We start from the raw sequence: 16341 nt of genomic DNA on the forward strand, positions 1-16341 counted from the left end.
GGAGTGCAGATGGACGGAACCGCAGTGCAGCCCCCGCAGGCTGCAACGCCTCAGATAAACCGCCGATGGGATGGTGATGCCCTGTTCAGGACGCTGGTCGTTGTGACGGGTATTGGCGTCCTTCTTGTGCTGGGCGCCATCATTACAGTGATGCTTACAGGCGGCTGGAAGGCATTTTCCACGTTTGGTCCGGGCTTTTTTGTTACGGCTGTCTGGAATCCGGTCACGCAGCATTTTGGTGCGGTGGCTCCGGTCTTCGGCACGCTGGCCAGCAGCTTTCTGGGGCTGGTGATTGCCGTTCCGCTGGCCTTTGGTACGGCCTTCTGGCTGACAGCTCTGGCTCCTCCGGCGGTCTCCTCCGTTATTGGCATGGCCGTGCAGCTTCTGGCGGCTGTTCCCTCCATTATTTTTGGCATGTGGGGCTTTTTTGTGCTCGTGCCTGTCATGGCGCATTACGTGCAGCCGACGGCGCGCCACATGTTTGGCCATGTGCCTGTGCTGTCCGCGCTGGTCAGCGGGGCGCCATTCGGCACCGGCCTGCTGACAGCCGGGCTGGTACTGGCCGTGATGGTCGTGCCGTCCATTACCGCTGTGATGCGGGATGTGTTTGTTTCCATGCCAACTGTGCTGCGTGAAAGCGCATACGGGCTGGGCGCGACTCGCTGGGAAGTGATGCGGCAGGTTGTGCTGCCCTGGTCCCGGCAGGGTGTTGTAGGCGGCATTGTGCTGGGTATGGGCCGCGCCATGGGGGAAACCATGGCTGTGACCTTTGTGATCGGGGACAGTAACCATATTGGCTGGTCTCTCTTTGCACCGGCCAACACCATTGCCTCTCTGATTGCTCTGGAATTCCCGGAAAGCCCGTCGGGCAGCCTCAAGCTGTCCTCCCTGATGGCACTCGGGGCTATTCTGATGGCTATTTCCTTCGTGACGCTCTGGGTCTCGCGCATTCTGCTGGCCAGAGGGGAAGCACAGGCAGGAAAACGCTCATGACCCGTCAGGTCTTCTCACAGGCTGCCGGGCGGCCACAGCGGTCCGGCGTGCTGGCCCTGCATCGCAAGATGATCGACAAGCTGGCAACCGGCATGAGCTGGCTGGCCATGCTGATTGTGGTGTTTGTGCTGGGGTCCATTCTCTGGACGCTGCTTAAAAACGGCCTGCCCGGCCTGACCCTCTCCCTGTTCACCCATTCCATGGGGGCTCCGGGGGCTGGTGGTGGTCTGGCCAACGCCATTGTTGGCAGTCTGCTGCAAACGGGTCTGTCCATTCTGCTGGGCGCACCGGCTGGCCTGCTGACGGGTATTTTTCTGGCGGAATACGGGGCTGACAGCAAACTGGCCCGGACTGTGCGGTTTGTGTCGGACATGCTGCTGTCCGCGCCGTCCATTCTGATCGGCCTGTTTATCTACATGCTGCTGGTTGAGCCGTTTGGCCACTTCTCCGGGTTTTCCGGTGCGGCAGCCCTCGCGCTCATGGCCATGCCGATTATTGTGCGCACCACGGAAGACATGCTGCGGCTGGTGCCGGTGTCCATGCGCGAGGCCGGGATTGCACTGGGTGCGGCCAAGTGGCGCGTCATTCTGTTTATCTGCGTGCGGGCCGCGCGCGGCGGCATCATGACCGGTGTGCTGCTGGCCATTGCCCGCGTGGCGGGGGAGACGGCGCCGCTGCTGTTCACCTCGCTGGGGAATTCTGAGTGGTCTCTGGATATGCGGCGGCCCATGGCCAGCCTTCCGGTGGCAATTTATCAGTATGCAGGCTCTGCCTATCAGGACTGGATGCAGCAGGCATGGACCGGAGCCCTGCTGGTGACGATGGGTGTGCTCATTATCAATATTGTGGTGCGGGTGGGCATCCGCGGAGGACGGACATGAACGAGAACACCATGCAGGTTATGCCCTCGGCTAACGGGGAGGCTGATGCGTCAGCCGCTGCGCTGTCAGAACGTCCGATCGCCATTCAGGTGAATGATCTGGATTTCTATTACGGCAAGACCCACGCGCTGCATAACATTACGCTGGGCTTTCCCGAGCGGAGTGTAACGGGGATGATCGGCCCCTCCGGCTGCGGAAAATCCACGCTGCTGCGGGTGCTGAACCGGATGTATGACCTGTATCCGGGCCAGCGCGCCACGGGTGAGGTGCTGTTTGCCGGCCAGAATATTCTGGGAAGCGGGCTGGATCTGAACGCCCTGCGCTCCCGCGTGGGGATGGTGTTCCAGAAGCCCACACCGTTCCCGATGTCCATTTATGACAATATCGCGTTTGGTATCCGCCTGCATGAGCGTGTGTCCCGCTCCGAAATGGACGGGCGTGTGGAAGATGCGCTGCGCCGCGTGGCGTTGTGGCCGGAGGTAAAGGACCGCCTTCAGGCATCCGCCACGGCGCTTTCCGGCGGCCAGCAGCAGCGTCTGTGCATTGCCCGCACCATTGCGGTGCGCCCGGAAGTGATCCTGCTGGATGAGCCGACCAGCGCGCTGGACCCCGTCTCTACCGCGCGGATTGAAGAACTGCTGGACGAACTCAAGACCGATTTCACCATTGCCATTGTCACGCATAACATGCAGCAGGCTGCCCGCTGTGCGGATCAGGTCGCCTTTTTCTATCTGGGGGAACTGGTGGAAGTGGACAGCACGGCGCGGATGTTTACCGCCCCGCGTGAAAGCCGCACACAGGACTACATTACCGGCCGCTTTGGCTGAACAGGGAGGAGACACTCATGGGGAACGAACCCGCGCATACCGTCACCCGATATGATCAGGAGCTGGACCGTCTGCGTGGGCTGGTTGCCCGCATGGGTGGTCTGGTGGAACGCCAGACGGCGCAGGCCATTGCCGCCGTGGTAGATCAGGATGAAGACGCCGCTCTGGAGCCGCCTGAGCTGGATGTGGAAGTGGATGCTCTGGAGCGTGAGGCGGAAAGCCTCGCCATCCGTATTCTCGCCCTGCGTGCGCCGATGGCGGTTGACCTGCGCGTGATTATCGCCGTGCTGAAAATTACCGGCGATTTTGAGCGGATCGGGGATTATGCCTCCTCCATCGCCCGACGGGCGCTGAAGGTCGAGCCGCTGGATGGGGCGCTGTCCTTTGGTGCCCTGCGCAACATGGCGCGTCTGGTGCAGGAAAACCTGCACAGCGCGATTGAAGCCATGGTCAATAATGACAGTGAATGCGCCATGCAGGTCTGGGGGTCGGATACAGCGATTGACGAACTCTATACCGCCATGTTCCGTGAACTGGTGACGTATATGATGGAAGACCCGCGCAAGATTGGCCCCTGTATCCACCTGCTGTTCGTAGCGAAAAATCTCGAACGGATCGGGGATCACGCCACCAATATTGCCGAGCGCGTTTACTATGCGGTCACCGGGGAAATGCTTCCCGCGCTGCGCCCGCGTGGCGGAGCCGCGAAAAAGGGCAGTTAAAGCAGCCTGACTGCGTGCTGCCGTGGAGACTGAGAAAGGGGCAGGACGTGCGTAAAGCAGGCTGGATCGGGATGGTGTCGTTGCTGGCACTGGCCGGTTGCGCGGAAGAAAACGGGGTGTGTCAGGTCGCAACACTGGGCGACCTCCCTGTTCTGAACAAATTTGGCTCCCCTATCGTGGGGGTGACAATCAACGGGCATGACGCCGCGATGGTTGTGGATAGCGGGGCCGATCTTTCCATGATTTCGGAAGAGGCTAGCAAGAATTTTGGCCTTACGGACACCGGGCACGTTCTGAACATCAGCGGCGTGACGGGTGAGATGCTCTCCCCCGTCATGCGGGCGGATAAGATGGGCCTCGGCACCGCCACCAGCGGGGAAGTGTATCTCACACAGGCAAAGCGGTCTTTTGGCGGCACACTTGAAGGACGCCCTGTTGTCGGGCTGTTCGGGGCGGATTTCCTCCGGTCCTATGATGTGATGTTCAATCTGCCTGCCCGAAAAATTGCGCTCTATGAGCTGAGCGGGTGCAAAAGTCCGACCCCGACATGGGATGGTCCCTCCTCAACGCTCGACTGGTATCGCCTCGGGACTCAGGGGATGCGGATAGGCACCACCATGAGGCTGAACGGCAAGAAGATTGATACCATGCTGGACAGCGGGGCGTGGCATACAACTGTCCTGCCATCGCAGGCGCGTAAAGCGGGCGTCATGAAAGACGAGCTGGCGCGGGGTTTTCCGGTGACATCAGGGGGTGTCAACGGAAAACGACGCGGCGGCGGATATCTGCACCGTTTTGACAGCCTTCAGATCGGGACGGAACTCTATCCCAACCCGATGCTGGCCGTCTCTCCCATTGAAACAGATGGCTATGCCCTGCTAGGGGCGGACTTCCTGCGGCATAACCGGGTGTGGATTTCCTACAAGAAGGAGCAGATCTTCATCCAGCGGCTCCGGCCGCCGGAGCAGGATCATACGTTCGAGTTGCTGATCAGGCAGAAAAATGCGCCAGTCACAGGTGGCGTAAGCCCCACAGGCCCAGCGGCTGCGCCACTCCCAGTGACAGTACCCCCCGCTGCCGGGGTGCCCGCAAGCGGGGCTGTGGTGACAGCAGCGCCGTCTGACCAGACGGGTGCTGCGCGGTAAGCCAGCAGGAAAAGTTTTTTCAAAAAACAGCGGCGCCCGTGCGGCCCGGTATCGGTCAGGATCGTCTGACCAGTACCGGGCCTGTTTTTTATGGGGCGTGGAGCGTCAGCCCGAGCTGCTGTGCAAGCTGGGGGGATGTGGGCAACATGCTCAGGGTCGCGGCAATCGCCATCAACGGCACAGGCTGCGGCGGGTGCACGGTCATGGTCAGGGGGCCGTTGCCGAGGTTGGCCAGATAGCTTGCAAACTGAGGCAACGGCGCTTTCGGGTCGCTGCCTTCGGGGGCCATGCTGTTCCGCAGAGACGTTATATAGTCCTGCGGGGTTGTGCCGCGTGTGCTGGCAAAATTTGCTATCACTTTGGGGACCAGCCCGTGATCCCGGTAGGACAAGTTCATGCTGATCACCTGCATATCCGCAGCACTGGCTGAGAGCATGGCGAGCGTACTGGCCTCGCTGAAGTCTCCGTCTAGTGTCAGACGGCCCATGTCCGGAGCTTCCAGACTGAAGGTGTCGATATGCAGTTTTCCGGCTTTGTAATCATGCGTCAGGTTCAGCACCAGCGCACCCCGGAAATGGTCATAGCCCAGAGCCGGCAGGAAAGAGAGGTTGGGCACGGCAGGCCACAGTTCCAGCCCCTGAACGGCTGAGACTTCTTTTTCCAATGCCTCGGTATGGGTGGCGTGGGATGTGAGGCGGGCCACGCGGAGCAGAGGGCTTGTGCCTTCTATGCTCAGGGCGTCCACCTGAATATCCCGCACGCCGTCCAGCGGTTTGTAGGGGGCATTGGTGGTGTAACTCTTATACAGTCCGGCCAGATCCATCCCGTCCAGCAGGATGGCGCTGGCGGTAATCTGGCGCTGCGGGGCAACGCTGGTTGCCAGCCGGAGGTCTTTTGCGTCCAGATGGGAGGCTTCATCATTCCCGTAATCATCCACCTTCAGGCTGGATGCGGTGAAGTCCGACTGCATGCTGGCAATAAAGCCATGCAGCTTTCTGGCGTCCACATGTTTGATTTCCAGCGCCTGCGGGGGTGTGCCCTGTTTTTCATCGCCGTTGCTGGGCAGGGTAACGCCATCCAGAGACAGATCATCCAGACGCAGGTTGCCTGAGGTATCGGTGAACTGAAACTTGTGAAAAACGAGATGGCCGATTCGTCTGGCTTCATCCCCTGTGGTGCTGACTTTGGAAATTTCCGCGTCGTCCGCTGTCACGCTCTGCTGCCCCTGCCGGAAAACCAGCGCGGTAAATTTTACACTCCGCCCAAGCAGGCCGGGCCATGCCTTTTTATATGTAAAGGACGTATCCGGCCCCAGTGTCTGGCGGAAACTGTCGATACTTTTTTCCAGCATGACATGCTCGGCATGGCGGGCCGCCAGCCATCCGACACAGGCGAGGGCTGCAATACCAGCAACTGTAAAAGGGACATGTTTCTTCACCAGGTAGGAATCCTGCTTGTTTTGACAAAGGAAGTCGTCACCGTATCTCCCCGTGTAATGCACGGGCGGGGGGTGCTGCAAGTCTGGCTATGGTAACATGTTACCGTAAGAAAAACTGTTGATTTTACGGGGAGCAACGCCAATTCCTCTTGACGAAGCCCTTTGGCGCCCGCATAAGGCGCCCATCTTCAAAGCTTATAGTCTTAACGGAATCACACTCTCATGAAGACCACCCTCTCGCTGAAACCCGCGGAGGTGACGAAGAACTGGATCCTGATCGATGCCGAAGGCCTCGCTCTTGGTCGTCTGGCCGTCATCATCGCGAACCGCCTGCGCGGCAAGCACAAAGCTCAGTTCACCCCGCATGTTGACTGCGGTGACCACGTTGTTGTCATCAACGCCGAGAAAGTGGCGCTGACCGGCAACAAGGCTGGCCAGAAGCTGTTCCACTACCACACGGGTTATCCCGGCGGTATCAAGACCCGCACCATTGCACAGCGTCTGGGTGGCAAGAACCCGGACCATGTTGTGGTGAAGGCCGTTGAACGCATGATCACCCGTGGTCCGCTGCAGCGCCAGCAGATGCGCAGCCTGCATGTTTATGCCGGTGCCGAGCACCCGCATGACGGCCAGCAGCCGCAGAAGCTGGACGTGGCTGCCATGAATCGCAAAAACGTCGTTAACGCGCAGAAAGGCTGAGCATCATGTCTGAAACTCAGGAACGTACAGGCACGCTGGCTGATCTGAAAGACGTGGTTCCCACGGCTCCGGAAGCCCCGGTCTATGAAGTTAAACGCGATGCGCAGGGCCGCTCCTACGCAACGGGCCGTCGTAAAGACGCTGTGGCCCGCGTGTGGATCAAGCCCGGTAAAGGCGACATTACGGTTAACGGTCGTCCCGTTGGCACGTATTTCGCACGTCCGGTGCTGCGCATGCTGCTGACGCAGCCCTTCCTGGTGGCTGACCGCTACAACCAGTTCGACGTTGTCTGCACCGTCGTTGGTGGTGGTCTGTCCGGTCAGGCTGGTGCAGTCCGTCACGGCATCAGCCGTGCGCTGACGCACTATGAACCCGGCCTGCGCAGCATTCTGAAAGCTGCTGGCTTCCTGACTCGTGACTCCCGTCAGGTTGAACGTAAGAAATACGGCCGCGCCAAAGCCCGTCGTTCCTTCCAGTTCAGCAAGCGCTGATCCGGCAGGGGCGAGCGGCTTACACGCTACGTCAGGAAAAGGCGGGAGAGGGAAACCTCTCCCGCCTTTTTTATGTCTGGCGGGTTTGGTCCGGCCTGTTTCAGGGGGCCAGAAATGCCTTTACGTCCCGTGCCAGAGCCGCACGGCTGTCCGGGCGGGTATAGAGCATGTGGCCGCCGGGGTAGGTGTGCAGGCCAATGCGGTTGCGGCCGACAGGGATATGCTCCGTTACCCAGCGTGCGCTGGCAAAGGGGCAGGCCAGATCATAATATCCGTTGGCAATAAAGATCCGCAGGGTCGGGTTCAGAGCCAGCAGGCGGCGCAGAATGGGAATCTGATGCGCCATCGGTTCCCCATCGCCCCGGAAATCCCACGCGGCATTCACCTTCATGCTCAGCAGTTCGTAGGACAGATCCGTCCGGTAATTCAGGGTTTTGGCGGCATAGTTTTCAAACGCGCTGCCATAGGCGCGGCCAAAGCCAGAGAGGGTCGGGTCCGGGCTGTCACCATTATCCACACCTTCGGGGAACGGGTCGGCAATGGACACCGTGGCATCATACAGCGTGTAAAGGCGTCCGTCCCGGCTGCGTACATCATGCGCCATGGGCTGCGGCTGGCCGCGTTCCTTGGCAATCACGTCCTGCGGCAGGCCGGTGTGGTTGGCAACCTCTTCATAAAAATCACGCGCGGCATCGCCCGTGGGCGGGGTGTTGGCCAGCGTGGAAAGATACGGGCCGAGTGCGTAGTGATAGGCCTCATCAAGCTGATGCGCTGCGGTTTCCGGCGCGAGTTTGTGCTGTAAGGCCAGTTTTGCGGCCTCAAAGGACGGCAGCGTGAGGGCGGAGGCCAGAATGCTGTTGCTGGTATCCAGCAGCCCCATATCCAGCGCCGGTGAAATCATGACGATGCCGTTCACCATCAGATTCTGCTGCTGGGCCAGAGCTTCTGCGACTTCTATTGAGCGAATGCCGCCGTAGCTTTCCCCCACCAGATAGCGCGGGGAGGTCAGGCGGCCGTTGGTGTTGGCCCAGAGCTGAATGGTCTTGGCAAAGGCCCGGGCATCCTGCTTGACGCCATAGAAGGTTTTGTCAGCAGTTTTCGGGTCGGTCGGGGTGGACCAACCGGTGCCGGGGGCGTCAATAAACACCATGTCCGTGTCCGGCAGCCAGCTATCCGGGTTGAGCGCCAGCCGCGCATTGGCGCCGTCCGTCGGGTTGCCTGCGGGAAATGTCAGCGCGGTGGGGCCAGCGGCGCCCAGATGCAGATAAGCCGTGGCTCCGCCGGGACCACCATTGAAGAAGAAGGACACCGGACGTTTTGCCGGGTCCGCGCCGTCCTGCGTGTAGGCCACGTAAAACATGCGGGCTGTGGGCTTGCCGGCATCATCCCGCAGCACGAGTGTTCCCGCGTGGGCGGTGTAGCTGATCTTGTGGCCAGCAAACGTGTCCGTGTGGTGCGTTATGGCATCATCCGGGAGCAGGGCGGCGGTGCCGGTAAACTCTGTCCGGGCCTCCTTGGGCGCATCAGCATGGGGTGCGGTTGGCGGCGTGGGCGGCACGGCGTATACTGGGGCCGCAGACAGGCAAAGGGCAGTGGCTAAAGCAAGTCCGGCCTTTGTGTGCGGTCTGCGCATGTGTTTGCAGAGTAAAGAAGGCTTAATCATCTGGGTTTATTCTCCAAACACAAAAAAAGATACGAGGGTGTGCGGGCAATTCTGTCCGGTCAGGGCGGGAATGGCCATTTTTTGACAAAATTTCCTGCCTAAAACACGCCCGTCTTCCTGATGGTTATCAGGAAATATGGAAGGAATATTTATGCAGTTCATTCGGAAAATCGCCGTTCTGGGGTTGCCGCTTGCAACGGTTCTGGTTTCAGCCACAGCCGCCCATGCTGATCCTTGCCACTCCCTGACATCCTGCGCACAGCAGGGAGTGGAGAATACGCGTAATGCCGTCAAGACTGATGCTAACCAATTTTCATCCAATCTGAAAAACGCCGGCCAGTCCGCACAGGATCAGGCAAAAGAACGCTGGAATAATGCCAGCGAGGCAACCCGTAAGAAGTGGGAAGCCCAGCGTGACAAGGTGACCAGCGTGGAGCAGAACGCGAAGAATAAGTGGAACAACGCGAACGAGGAAACCCGCAAGAAGTGGGAAGCCCAGCGTGACAAGGTGACCAACGCGGAGCAGAACGCGAAGGATAAATGGAATAACGCGAATGAGGAAACCCGCAAGAAGTGGGAAGCCCAGCGCGACAAGGTGACCAACGCGGAGCAGAACGCAAAGGATAAGTGGAACAACGCGAACGAGGAAACCCGCAAGAAGTGGGAAGCCCAGCGCGACAAGGTGACCAACGCGGAGCAGAACGCAAAGGATAAGTGGAACAACGCGAACGAGGAAACCCGCAAGAAGTGGGAAGCTCAGCGCGATAAGGTGACGAACGCGGGCAAAAGCGCGCAGGAAAAATGGAACAATGCCGGGCAGGATACAAAAAATGCCTGGAAGAGCCAGAAAGATCGTCTGAAGTCTGACTGGAAAGATGCAACGTCTCTGCCCAGACTGTAAGGCACTGAGTCGTTAGGCAAGAAAAAGGCCCCTTCCTTTCGGGAGGGGCCTTTTTTGCGTCTGAGAGGATCAGAAGCCTTTACGTTTGCGGCTGGACGGACCGCCTTTGCTGAAGCCGCCACCGCCACCCTTACGGGGCGGACGACTGCCACCGGGGCCACCAGCAGAACGCGGCGGACGACCGCTGTCGCGGCTGGCACCGCCACGCGGCGGAGCAGAAGGCTCGACCGTAATTTCATCCGCATCAGCACCAGCGGCACAGGACTGGAAGCGTTCAGCTTTATCCTGTGCAATTTCTACCAGTGTGTGGTCCGGCTGGATGCGGATCGCGCCGATATCCTGCTTGCGGATACCGCCCAGACGGCAGAGCATCGGCACAAGCCATTTCGGGTCAGCGCGGTCTTCGCGGCCAACGGAGAGGCGGAACCATGCGCCCGGTTCACGCGGGCCACGGGTGTCACCTTCTTCGTCATCCCGGCGGGTGCGTTCACGCGGCGCTTTTTTGATAGAGCCGGGAGAAATAACGCGTACGCTGGTGGGTTCCGGCAGGTTGGCGCGCCACATGGCAATCAGCGCCGCAGCAAGCTGGTCCGCAGAATGTGCTGCTGTCAGCTTGGTGATCAGCTCATGCATGCCACCGGCTTCCGGCACGGTAATGGAGAGTTCCGGAGCGGACAGCAGGCGTTCCGCATCGGCTTTGGCAATATCGTCCGGTGTCGGGGCGCCGCCCCATTCTGCCGTAACTTTGGCCCCTTCCAGTAGGCGTTCCGCCAGCCTTCTGCGTGAGGGCGGCACCAGCAGAACACAGGTCCCTTTGCGCCCGGCGCGCCCGGTGCGGCCAGAACGGTGCAGCAGGGTTGCAGGGTTGGACGGCAGGCTGGCGTGAATCACCAGCCCGAGGTCGGGGATATCAATGCCACGGGCTGCAACGTCAGTCGCCACGCAAACGCGGGCCTGGCCATGCCGCAGGCTTTCAATGGCGCGGCTGCGTTCGTTCTGCCCGAGGTCACCGGAAATGGCGACGGAGGAGAAGCCACGCTGCGTCAGAATCCCCTGCAACTGCCGCACGGCTTCACGCGTGTGGCAGAACACAATAGCGGTGGGAGACTCCATCTGGCGCAGCACGTTGACGATGGTGCCAGCCATGTCGGACTGGTCCGTCAGAATGGCGCGGTACGTAATGTCCGTATGCGGGGCGCTGCCGGTCTGCGTATCAATACGCAGGGCGTCCGTCTGGTAGCGGCGGGCCAGATTGGCAATGTCCCGGGCAATAGTGGCGGAGAACAGCAGGGTGCGGCGTTCCGGCGGGGCGGCTTTCAGCAGGGTTTCCAGTTCATCCCGGAAGCCCAGATCAAGCATTTCGTCCGCTTCATCCAGCACCACGGCGCGCAGATTGCTCAGTTTGAGCTGCCCGCGGGAGAGATGGTCACACAGGCGGCCCGGCGTGCCGACAACAATGTGGCAGCCAGCGTTCAGCGCACGGGCTTCCACACGGGGTTCCATCCCGCCAACGCAGGAGACAATGCGCGCACCGCTGGAGGCATAGAGCCATTCCAGCTCATTGCGCACCTGCAGGGCGAGTTCACGCGTGGGAGCAATGACCAGAGCCAGCGGCGCGCCCGGCGGGGGGCAGCGGCCATTGTCATCCAGCAGGGTGTTGGCCATCGCAAGGCCAAAGGCAACGGTTTTGCCAGAGCCGGTGCGGGCTGAAACAAGAAGGTCCCGACCTTCGGCGTCAGGCGCCAGAACGGCGGCCTGAACTGGGGTTGCGGAGTCGTACCCGCGAGCGGCAAGGGCGCTCGCAAGAGAGGCGGGGGCATTCTGAAAAGGCATTCTACTTTAGGTCCAGGCAACAAGATGTATGGGGGGATAAAGGTTCCCCGCATAAATGGCCAGAGGCCTGGCCGGAGAACTTTTGCCCTGAGCGCTTTTGAGCAAGCGTGGTGTGTTACTGGAACGGCAGGTAACGGAAGTCCAGAAATATCTGACTCATGCTGGTATCCGGTCCGCCGCCCTGACCCTTCCAGGCATCCCTGCGGGAGTAGGCAAGCTGGGCTCCGGCTTCCACCGTTCCGTAATGTCCTTTGAAGAAGCGATACCATGCGCCGACGGTCGCTTCCATCACGCTCCGGGTGTTGGCCGTGCAGCCCAGAGTGGACAGTTCCGTCTCACATCCAAGGTTGGAATAGTTCGGGTTGCCGTAGCCATACGCGCCGCCGCCATAGTTGGAATAGCGCCGTCCGGCTTCCTGATATCCAAAGAAACCATACACATCCACGCGCGGGGTGGGGTGGGCAATAATGCCGCCGGTTGCCTGCACGGAAGGAATGGGAGCGACGTCCCCGTCAGCTTTCAGGGTGGCGTCGGGCAGCAGAACGGAGCCATACCGGCCTATGCCAACTCCGGCGAGCCCGGCCAGACGCACTTCCACCTTATGCGGCACAACCGGCAAAACCATGGAGCCCCCGCCACCGCCAGCAATGGCGGTATTGTTGTGGCCCTGCCCGAGGGATGCGACGCGGTCATGCGGGAAATGCAGGATTCCCACGGCTTCGTAATGGCCCCAGTGCGGGTCCCACGCCACCTTGCCGATCACATCCGGCGCAATCTCGTTGGAGAAGGGGGCATCATTGGTCAGGCCTGTGCCATTGCTGCTGATGGTAGCGGTTTTGCCGTTGGGCAGCGTGACGGTGCCGTCCGCATTGGTAAAGCCGGTGGTGTCATACAGCGTGGCGGAGTTTTCGATGGACAGGCCCAGCCACAGACGATGCTGGAGGAAGTCCTTCACAAACCGGAACTGGAGCTGCCGTGCCCATGTCTGGCCTGCCAGCATGGAGGATTCGATTGTTTCCGGCAGACTTTCCTGACGCGGGATAATGCCGATGCGGCCCGGTGTCAGCATGCTCCACGCCTGCCCGGCAAGGAAATGGAAGTCCAGATCACTATTATCATAAGCCAGATAGGCCTGCCGCATGCGGAAGGCGTAGCTGTTGCTTTCATAAGCGTCGGTCGTGGCGGCGCCAGCCCCGAAATCCATTTCAAAGAAGCCGGAGATGGTGGAGTGGTTATCCACGTTGCCGCGCGCCATGAGGGAGATACGGCTGTAACGCGCGCTGCCTTCAAAATTGTTGGTGTGATAACGGGACTCGTTCGGATACGGCATGGCCTGCCAGTAGTTGAACGTGCCGGACGGCACATGGCGGTTTTCAACCACGGCCGAGGCATCCAGAAACCCGCCCAGAATGAGGGTGACAGGCCCCATATGGAACACGCCGTGGTCACCCAGCGCACCGGCGGCCTGTGCGCCCGCGGTTTCCCGCGCATGCGGGCCAACACTGTTTTCCGCAATGCGGGAAATGACGTCTTCCGCGCGGTGGCCAATAACAGCTTCCACATCCGGGTGCGTATCAACCCCGGAGAAGATGGGCTGAGCGTCCGGTCCTGTCGCATGGTGCACCATGTGGTGCGGCGTGTTCATGGCGGTGGAGGTGGCTTCGGCAGGTTCAAGACCAGCCTCTTCAGTCCCGGTTTCCGGGGACCAGCCTTTATGGCTCGTGCCGCCGCTGCCAGATACGGTATTCCGCGCGGTTGTCAGCGTATGGTGGCTGCTGCCGTCCACTGCGGAGCGGGTTGCAGCCCCCCCGGCATGCCCCCCCAGCGCGGCCCGATGCGCGGCAATCTGCTTCTGCATGCCGACAAGCGCCTTCTGGAGCGCTTTCTGCTGCTCCTGAATTTGCGCCATCTGGTGTTCCAGAGCCTCCAGAGAGGCTGCTTCATCTTCTGCTGCATGTGCCTCACGGGAGAACTGCAAGCCGGACAGCCCCGTCGCCAGAATAGTGCCAACACACAGCCAGATCCGCATCTGGCGTGATGCCGGCGCAGGCAGAAGAGAAGAGGTGATCATTTCTTTAAATATTATCCCCGGAACAGGCGCATTTATTGTTTGAAACCATTTTGCCGAGGCGTGCGTAAAGACTATTTTTTTAAAAAATAATTTCAGCAAGACCGGCTTCCACGTTATGAGCACTGTAAATTTTGACGAAGCGAATGTCAGAGAGGATATGCTGTGGCAAAAATGATCCATTCCATGCTGCGTGTTCTGGAGGAACAGCGCTCGCTGGCGTTTTATGAGGCAGCGTTCGGGCTGCGCCCGGTGGACCGGCTGGTGTTTGACAGCTTCACACTGATCTATCTGGCGAATGAGGAGCAGACCTTTGAGCTGGAACTGACCATCAATCACGGCCGGACCGCACCGTATGTGCTGGGGGATGGCTACGGGCATCTCGCCGTTTCAGTAGAGGATCTGGCCTCCGAGCATGAGCGGCTGGACGCGGCAGGGTTGTCCCCGACGCCCATCAGGACGCTGGAACTGGAAACCCGCATTATCGGCACGTTCTTTTTCCTGACCGACCCGGATGGCTATAAAATTGAGGTGCTGAGCCGTGGCGCGCCGGGGCGTTTCCTCTGAGCCACGCGGTGTTGTTCCGCAATGGTATTAGGGGCTGAACTGCCTTATAAGGCGCGGTATGCAGACCTCTTTCTTCAAGATGCACGGGCTTGGGAATGACTTTGTCATTTTCGACGAGCGTGCCGGCCATCTGTCCCTGACCCCTGCGCGCATTGCAGCCCTTGCTGACCGCCGGAGGGGCATTGGCTGTGACCAGCTTGTGACGCTGCGCCCGGCCTGTGCGGATGGAGCGGATGTGTTTGTGCGCTTTTTTAACCCCGACGGGTCAGAGGCCGGGGCGTGTGGTAACGCCTCTCGCTGTGTGGCGGATCTGGTGTTCCGCCAGACCGGCAACCGTACCCCCGTTCTGCAAACACGCGCAGGAACCCTGCCTGCGCGTATTGAAGAAGACGGGCTGGTGACGGTGGATATGGGAGCCCCAAAACTGGACTGGCAGGCCGTGCCTCTTGCAGCCGAGATGGACACACTCCATCTGCCCCTTCCCGGAGACCCGGCAGCGGCCTCCATGGGGAACCCGCACGCAACTTTTTTTGTGAAAGATTTTTCGATGCTCAGCCAAGGCAGCGCGCTTGAGCATGACCCGCTCTTCCCTGACCGTGCCAATATTGGTTTCGCCCGCATAGACACCCCCGCCCGGATGCGCCTGAAAGTGCATGAGCGCGGCGCAGGGGTTACGGAAGCCTGCGGGTCCGGTGCCTGTGCGGCTGTGGTCAATGCCGTGCGGCGCGGGCTGGTGGAGCGCCGCTGCGCCGTGGAGCTGGATGGCGGCCTTCTGCACATTGAATGGGCGGATAATGACCATGTGCTGATGACTGGCCCTGCGGCTGTTGCATTTGACGGGATGGTGGATCTGGCCACCTACGCCTCATGACCCGTCCGGAAATTCTGACCTTCGGGTGTCGGCTGAACACGTGGGAAAGCGAGGTCATGCGTGAGCATGCCGCAGCGCTGGAGGACGTGATTATCGTCAACACCTGTGCGGTGACGGGGGAGGCCGAGCGGCAGGCCCGGCAGGCCATCCGCCGCGCGCATCGTGATAAGCCGGGCGCCCGGATTGTGGTGACGGGCTGTGCCGCGCAGATTGACCCGGACCGCTGGGCTGCCCTGCCGGGCGTCACCCGTGTTCTGGGTAATGAAGAAAAGCTGAAGGCGGAAAGCTGGGCACCCGCTGCCATGAACGAGCCGCTCGCCGTCTCGGATATTATGGCCGCCAGAGAAACCGCCGCCCATCTGGTCACGGAATTTGCGGGCCGGACGCGGGCCTTTGTACAGGTCCAGCAGGGGTGCGACCATCGCTGCACGTTCTGCATCATTCCCTTCGGGCGCGGGCCATCCCGCTCCGCGCCGGTTGGCGTGGTGGTGGAGCAGGTGCGCGCCCTTGTCGAATCGGGCTACCGGGAGGTGGTGCTGACAGGCGTGGACATGACCTCATGGGGCGGGGACCTGCCGGGCACGCCCTCACTCGGGCAGTTGTGCCGCCGGGTGCTGGGGCTGGTGCCACAGCTTGAGCGTCTGCGCCTGTCCTCGGTTGATCCGGTGGAAATTGATGAGGATATCTGGCGTCTGCTGGAGCATGAGCCGCGCTTCATGCCGTATCTGCATCTCTCACTTCAGGCCGGGTCGGACCTGATTCTCAAACGGATGAAGCGCCGCCATCTGGCGGAAGATGCCGCACGGGTCATCACGCGGGCGCGCAGTCTGCGCCCCGATATCGGCATTGGCGCGGACGTAATTGCCGGGTTCCCGACGGAAGATGATGCGCTGTTTGAAGAGACACGCGCTTTTCTGGAGGCGCAGGGCGTGCCGTATCTGCACGTCTTTCCGTATAGTGAGCGGCCGGGCACGCCGGCGGCGCGGATGCGGGCTGTGCCGGTGCCCGAGCGCAAGGCGCGGGCTGCGCGCCTGCGGGAGGTGGGGGCGGCCTCGGCCGAGCGGTATTACCAGAGTCTGGTCGGCCAGACTTTGCGTGTGCTGATGGAAACGCCCACATCAGGGCATAGTGAACAGTTTGCCCCGGTCCGTCTGGCGGAAGGTGAGGCGGAAACGGGTGAGATTATCAGTCTGCGGGCTGTGGCGGCAGATGCCGCGGGCCTGCTGGCGGAAAGGGTTTGAG

15 protein-coding genes are annotated in these 16341 nt (G+C 60.8%); 11 read left to right on the forward strand and 4 right to left on the reverse strand.

Annotated elements, in window-relative coordinates; all coding sequences use genetic code 11:
- Nucleotides 1–9 precede the first annotated feature (9 nt).
- The 5 genes from pstC to KP699_RS01410 are packed head-to-tail and all read left to right on the forward strand — an operon-like array spanning nucleotide 10 to nucleotide 4568.
- Entirely contained in the window at nucleotides 10–993 is a 984-nt protein-coding gene (gene pstC / locus KP699_RS01390; protein ID WP_077930623.1) for a phosphate ABC transporter permease subunit PstC, read from the forward strand.
- Nucleotides 990–1874 (forward strand): phosphate ABC transporter permease PstA, encoded by an 885-nt coding sequence (gene pstA / locus KP699_RS01395; protein ID WP_077930622.1) that lies wholly within the window; start codon nucleotides 990–992, stop codon nucleotides 1872–1874. Before pstC ends, pstA begins: the two co-directional genes overlap by 4 nt.
- 20 nt (nucleotides 1875–1894) lie before the next feature.
- Nucleotides 1895–2701, forward strand: a complete 807-nt coding sequence (gene pstB, locus KP699_RS01400; protein WP_237388872.1) for a phosphate ABC transporter ATP-binding protein PstB — start codon at nucleotides 1895–1897, stop codon at nucleotides 2699–2701.
- Nucleotides 2702–2718: 17 nt separating this feature from the next.
- On the forward strand, nucleotides 2719–3423 hold the full coding sequence (phoU, locus tag KP699_RS01405) for a phosphate signaling complex protein PhoU (RefSeq protein ID WP_077930620.1): 705 nt from the start codon (nucleotides 2719–2721) through the stop codon (nucleotides 3421–3423).
- A 47-nt stretch (nucleotides 3424–3470) separates the two neighbouring features.
- On the forward strand, nucleotides 3471–4568 hold the full coding sequence (locus KP699_RS01410; protein ID WP_215761386.1) for a retroviral-like aspartic protease family protein: 1098 nt from the start codon (nucleotides 3471–3473) through the stop codon (nucleotides 4566–4568).
- Nucleotides 4569–4656: 88 nt separating this feature from the next.
- Here the strand turns inward: KP699_RS01410 and KP699_RS01415 are convergent, their stop codons facing one another.
- Nucleotides 4657–6006 carry a hypothetical protein gene (locus KP699_RS01415; RefSeq protein WP_215761387.1) on the reverse strand — a complete coding sequence of 450 codons (1350 nt, stop codon included), beginning with the start codon at nucleotides 6004–6006 and terminating at the stop codon, nucleotides 4657–4659.
- A gap of 222 nt (nucleotides 6007–6228) precedes the next feature.
- Between KP699_RS01415 and rplM the strand changes: the two genes are divergently transcribed.
- Complete coding sequence (gene rplM / locus KP699_RS01420) at nucleotides 6229–6705, forward strand: 50S ribosomal protein L13 (protein WP_025827672.1); 477 nt, start codon at nucleotides 6229–6231, stop codon at nucleotides 6703–6705.
- A 5-nt stretch (nucleotides 6706–6710) separates the two neighbouring features.
- Nucleotides 6711–7196 carry a 30S ribosomal protein S9 gene (gene rpsI / locus KP699_RS01425; protein ID WP_025827670.1) on the forward strand — a complete coding sequence of 162 codons (486 nt, stop codon included), beginning with the start codon at nucleotides 6711–6713 and terminating at the stop codon, nucleotides 7194–7196.
- Between the two features lie 100 nt (nucleotides 7197–7296).
- On the opposite strand, the gene KP699_RS01430 is transcribed toward rpsI, so the two are convergent.
- Nucleotides 7297–8859, reverse strand: a complete 1563-nt coding sequence (locus tag KP699_RS01430; protein WP_025827668.1) for a S10 family peptidase — start codon at nucleotides 8857–8859, stop codon at nucleotides 7297–7299.
- 151 nt (nucleotides 8860–9010) lie between these two features.
- Here KP699_RS01430 and KP699_RS01435 point away from each other — a divergent pair, with 151 nt between their 5' ends.
- Nucleotides 9011–9760 (forward strand): hypothetical protein, encoded by a 750-nt coding sequence (locus tag KP699_RS01435; protein ID WP_252346718.1) that lies wholly within the window; start codon nucleotides 9011–9013, stop codon nucleotides 9758–9760.
- 69 nt (nucleotides 9761–9829) lie between these two features.
- On the opposite strand, the gene KP699_RS01440 is transcribed toward KP699_RS01435, so the two are convergent.
- Nucleotides 9830–11593: a DEAD/DEAH box helicase gene (locus KP699_RS01440; RefSeq protein WP_215761388.1), complete on the reverse strand. Its 1764-nt coding sequence runs from the start codon at nucleotides 11591–11593 to the stop codon at nucleotides 9830–9832.
- Between the two features lie 115 nt (nucleotides 11594–11708).
- On the reverse strand, nucleotides 11709–13664 hold the full coding sequence (locus KP699_RS01445) for a hypothetical protein (RefSeq protein ID WP_215761389.1): 1956 nt from the start codon (nucleotides 13662–13664) through the stop codon (nucleotides 11709–11711).
- 162 nt (nucleotides 13665–13826) lie between these two features.
- On the opposite strand from KP699_RS01445, the gene KP699_RS01450 reads away from it, so the two are divergent.
- From KP699_RS01450 to mtaB, 3 genes are read left to right on the forward strand one after another with little or no spacing between them, the layout of a single operon-like run.
- A complete protein-coding gene (locus KP699_RS01450) occupies nucleotides 13827–14228 on the forward strand; it encodes a VOC family protein (protein ID WP_215761390.1) in 402 nt (133 codons plus the stop codon).
- A 58-nt stretch (nucleotides 14229–14286) separates the two neighbouring features.
- Nucleotides 14287–15099, forward strand: coding sequence for a diaminopimelate epimerase (gene dapF, locus KP699_RS01455; RefSeq protein ID WP_215761391.1), 813 nt, complete (start codon nucleotides 14287–14289; stop codon nucleotides 15097–15099).
- Nucleotides 15096–16340 carry a tRNA (N(6)-L-threonylcarbamoyladenosine(37)-C(2))-methylthiotransferase MtaB gene (gene mtaB / locus KP699_RS01460; protein ID WP_215761392.1) on the forward strand — a complete coding sequence of 415 codons (1245 nt, stop codon included), beginning with the start codon at nucleotides 15096–15098 and terminating at the stop codon, nucleotides 16338–16340. Before dapF ends, mtaB begins: the two co-directional genes overlap by 4 nt.
- The last annotated feature ends 1 nt before the right edge of the window (nucleotide 16341 follow it).

Origin of the sequence: Acetobacter sp. P1H12_c, assembly GCF_018811975.1 — a bacterium.
Classification (GTDB): domain Bacteria; phylum Pseudomonadota; class Alphaproteobacteria; order Acetobacterales; family Acetobacteraceae; genus Acetobacter; species Acetobacter persici.

Coding starts and splice junctions, on each gene's coding strand:
- pstC (WP_077930623.1), top strand. CDS start 10: ATGGACGGAACCGCAGTGCAGCCCCCGCAGGCTGCAACGCCTCAGATA.
- pstA (WP_077930622.1), top strand. CDS start 990: ATGACCCGTCAGGTCTTCTCACAGGCTGCCGGGCGGCCACAGCGGTCC.
- pstB (WP_237388872.1), top strand. CDS start 1,895: ATGCCCTCGGCTAACGGGGAGGCTGATGCGTCAGCCGCTGCGCTGTCA.
- phoU (WP_077930620.1), top strand. CDS start 2,719: ATGGGGAACGAACCCGCGCATACCGTCACCCGATATGATCAGGAGCTG.
- rplM (WP_025827672.1), top strand. CDS start 6,229: ATGAAGACCACCCTCTCGCTGAAACCCGCGGAGGTGACGAAGAACTGG.
- rpsI (WP_025827670.1), top strand. CDS start 6,711: ATGTCTGAAACTCAGGAACGTACAGGCACGCTGGCTGATCTGAAAGAC.
- KP699_RS01430 (WP_025827668.1), bottom strand. CDS start 8,859: ATGATTAAGCCTTCTTTACTCTGCAAACACATGCGCAGACCGCACACA.
- KP699_RS01435 (WP_252346718.1), top strand. CDS start 9,011: ATGCAGTTCATTCGGAAAATCGCCGTTCTGGGGTTGCCGCTTGCAACG.
- KP699_RS01440 (WP_215761388.1), bottom strand. CDS start 11,593: ATGCCTTTTCAGAATGCCCCCGCCTCTCTTGCGAGCGCCCTTGCCGCT.
- KP699_RS01445 (WP_215761389.1), bottom strand. CDS start 13,664: ATGATCACCTCTTCTCTTCTGCCTGCGCCGGCATCACGCCAGATGCGG.
- dapF (WP_215761391.1), top strand. CDS start 14,287: ATGCAGACCTCTTTCTTCAAGATGCACGGGCTTGGGAATGACTTTGTC.
- mtaB (WP_215761392.1), top strand. CDS start 15,096: ATGACCCGTCCGGAAATTCTGACCTTCGGGTGTCGGCTGAACACGTGG.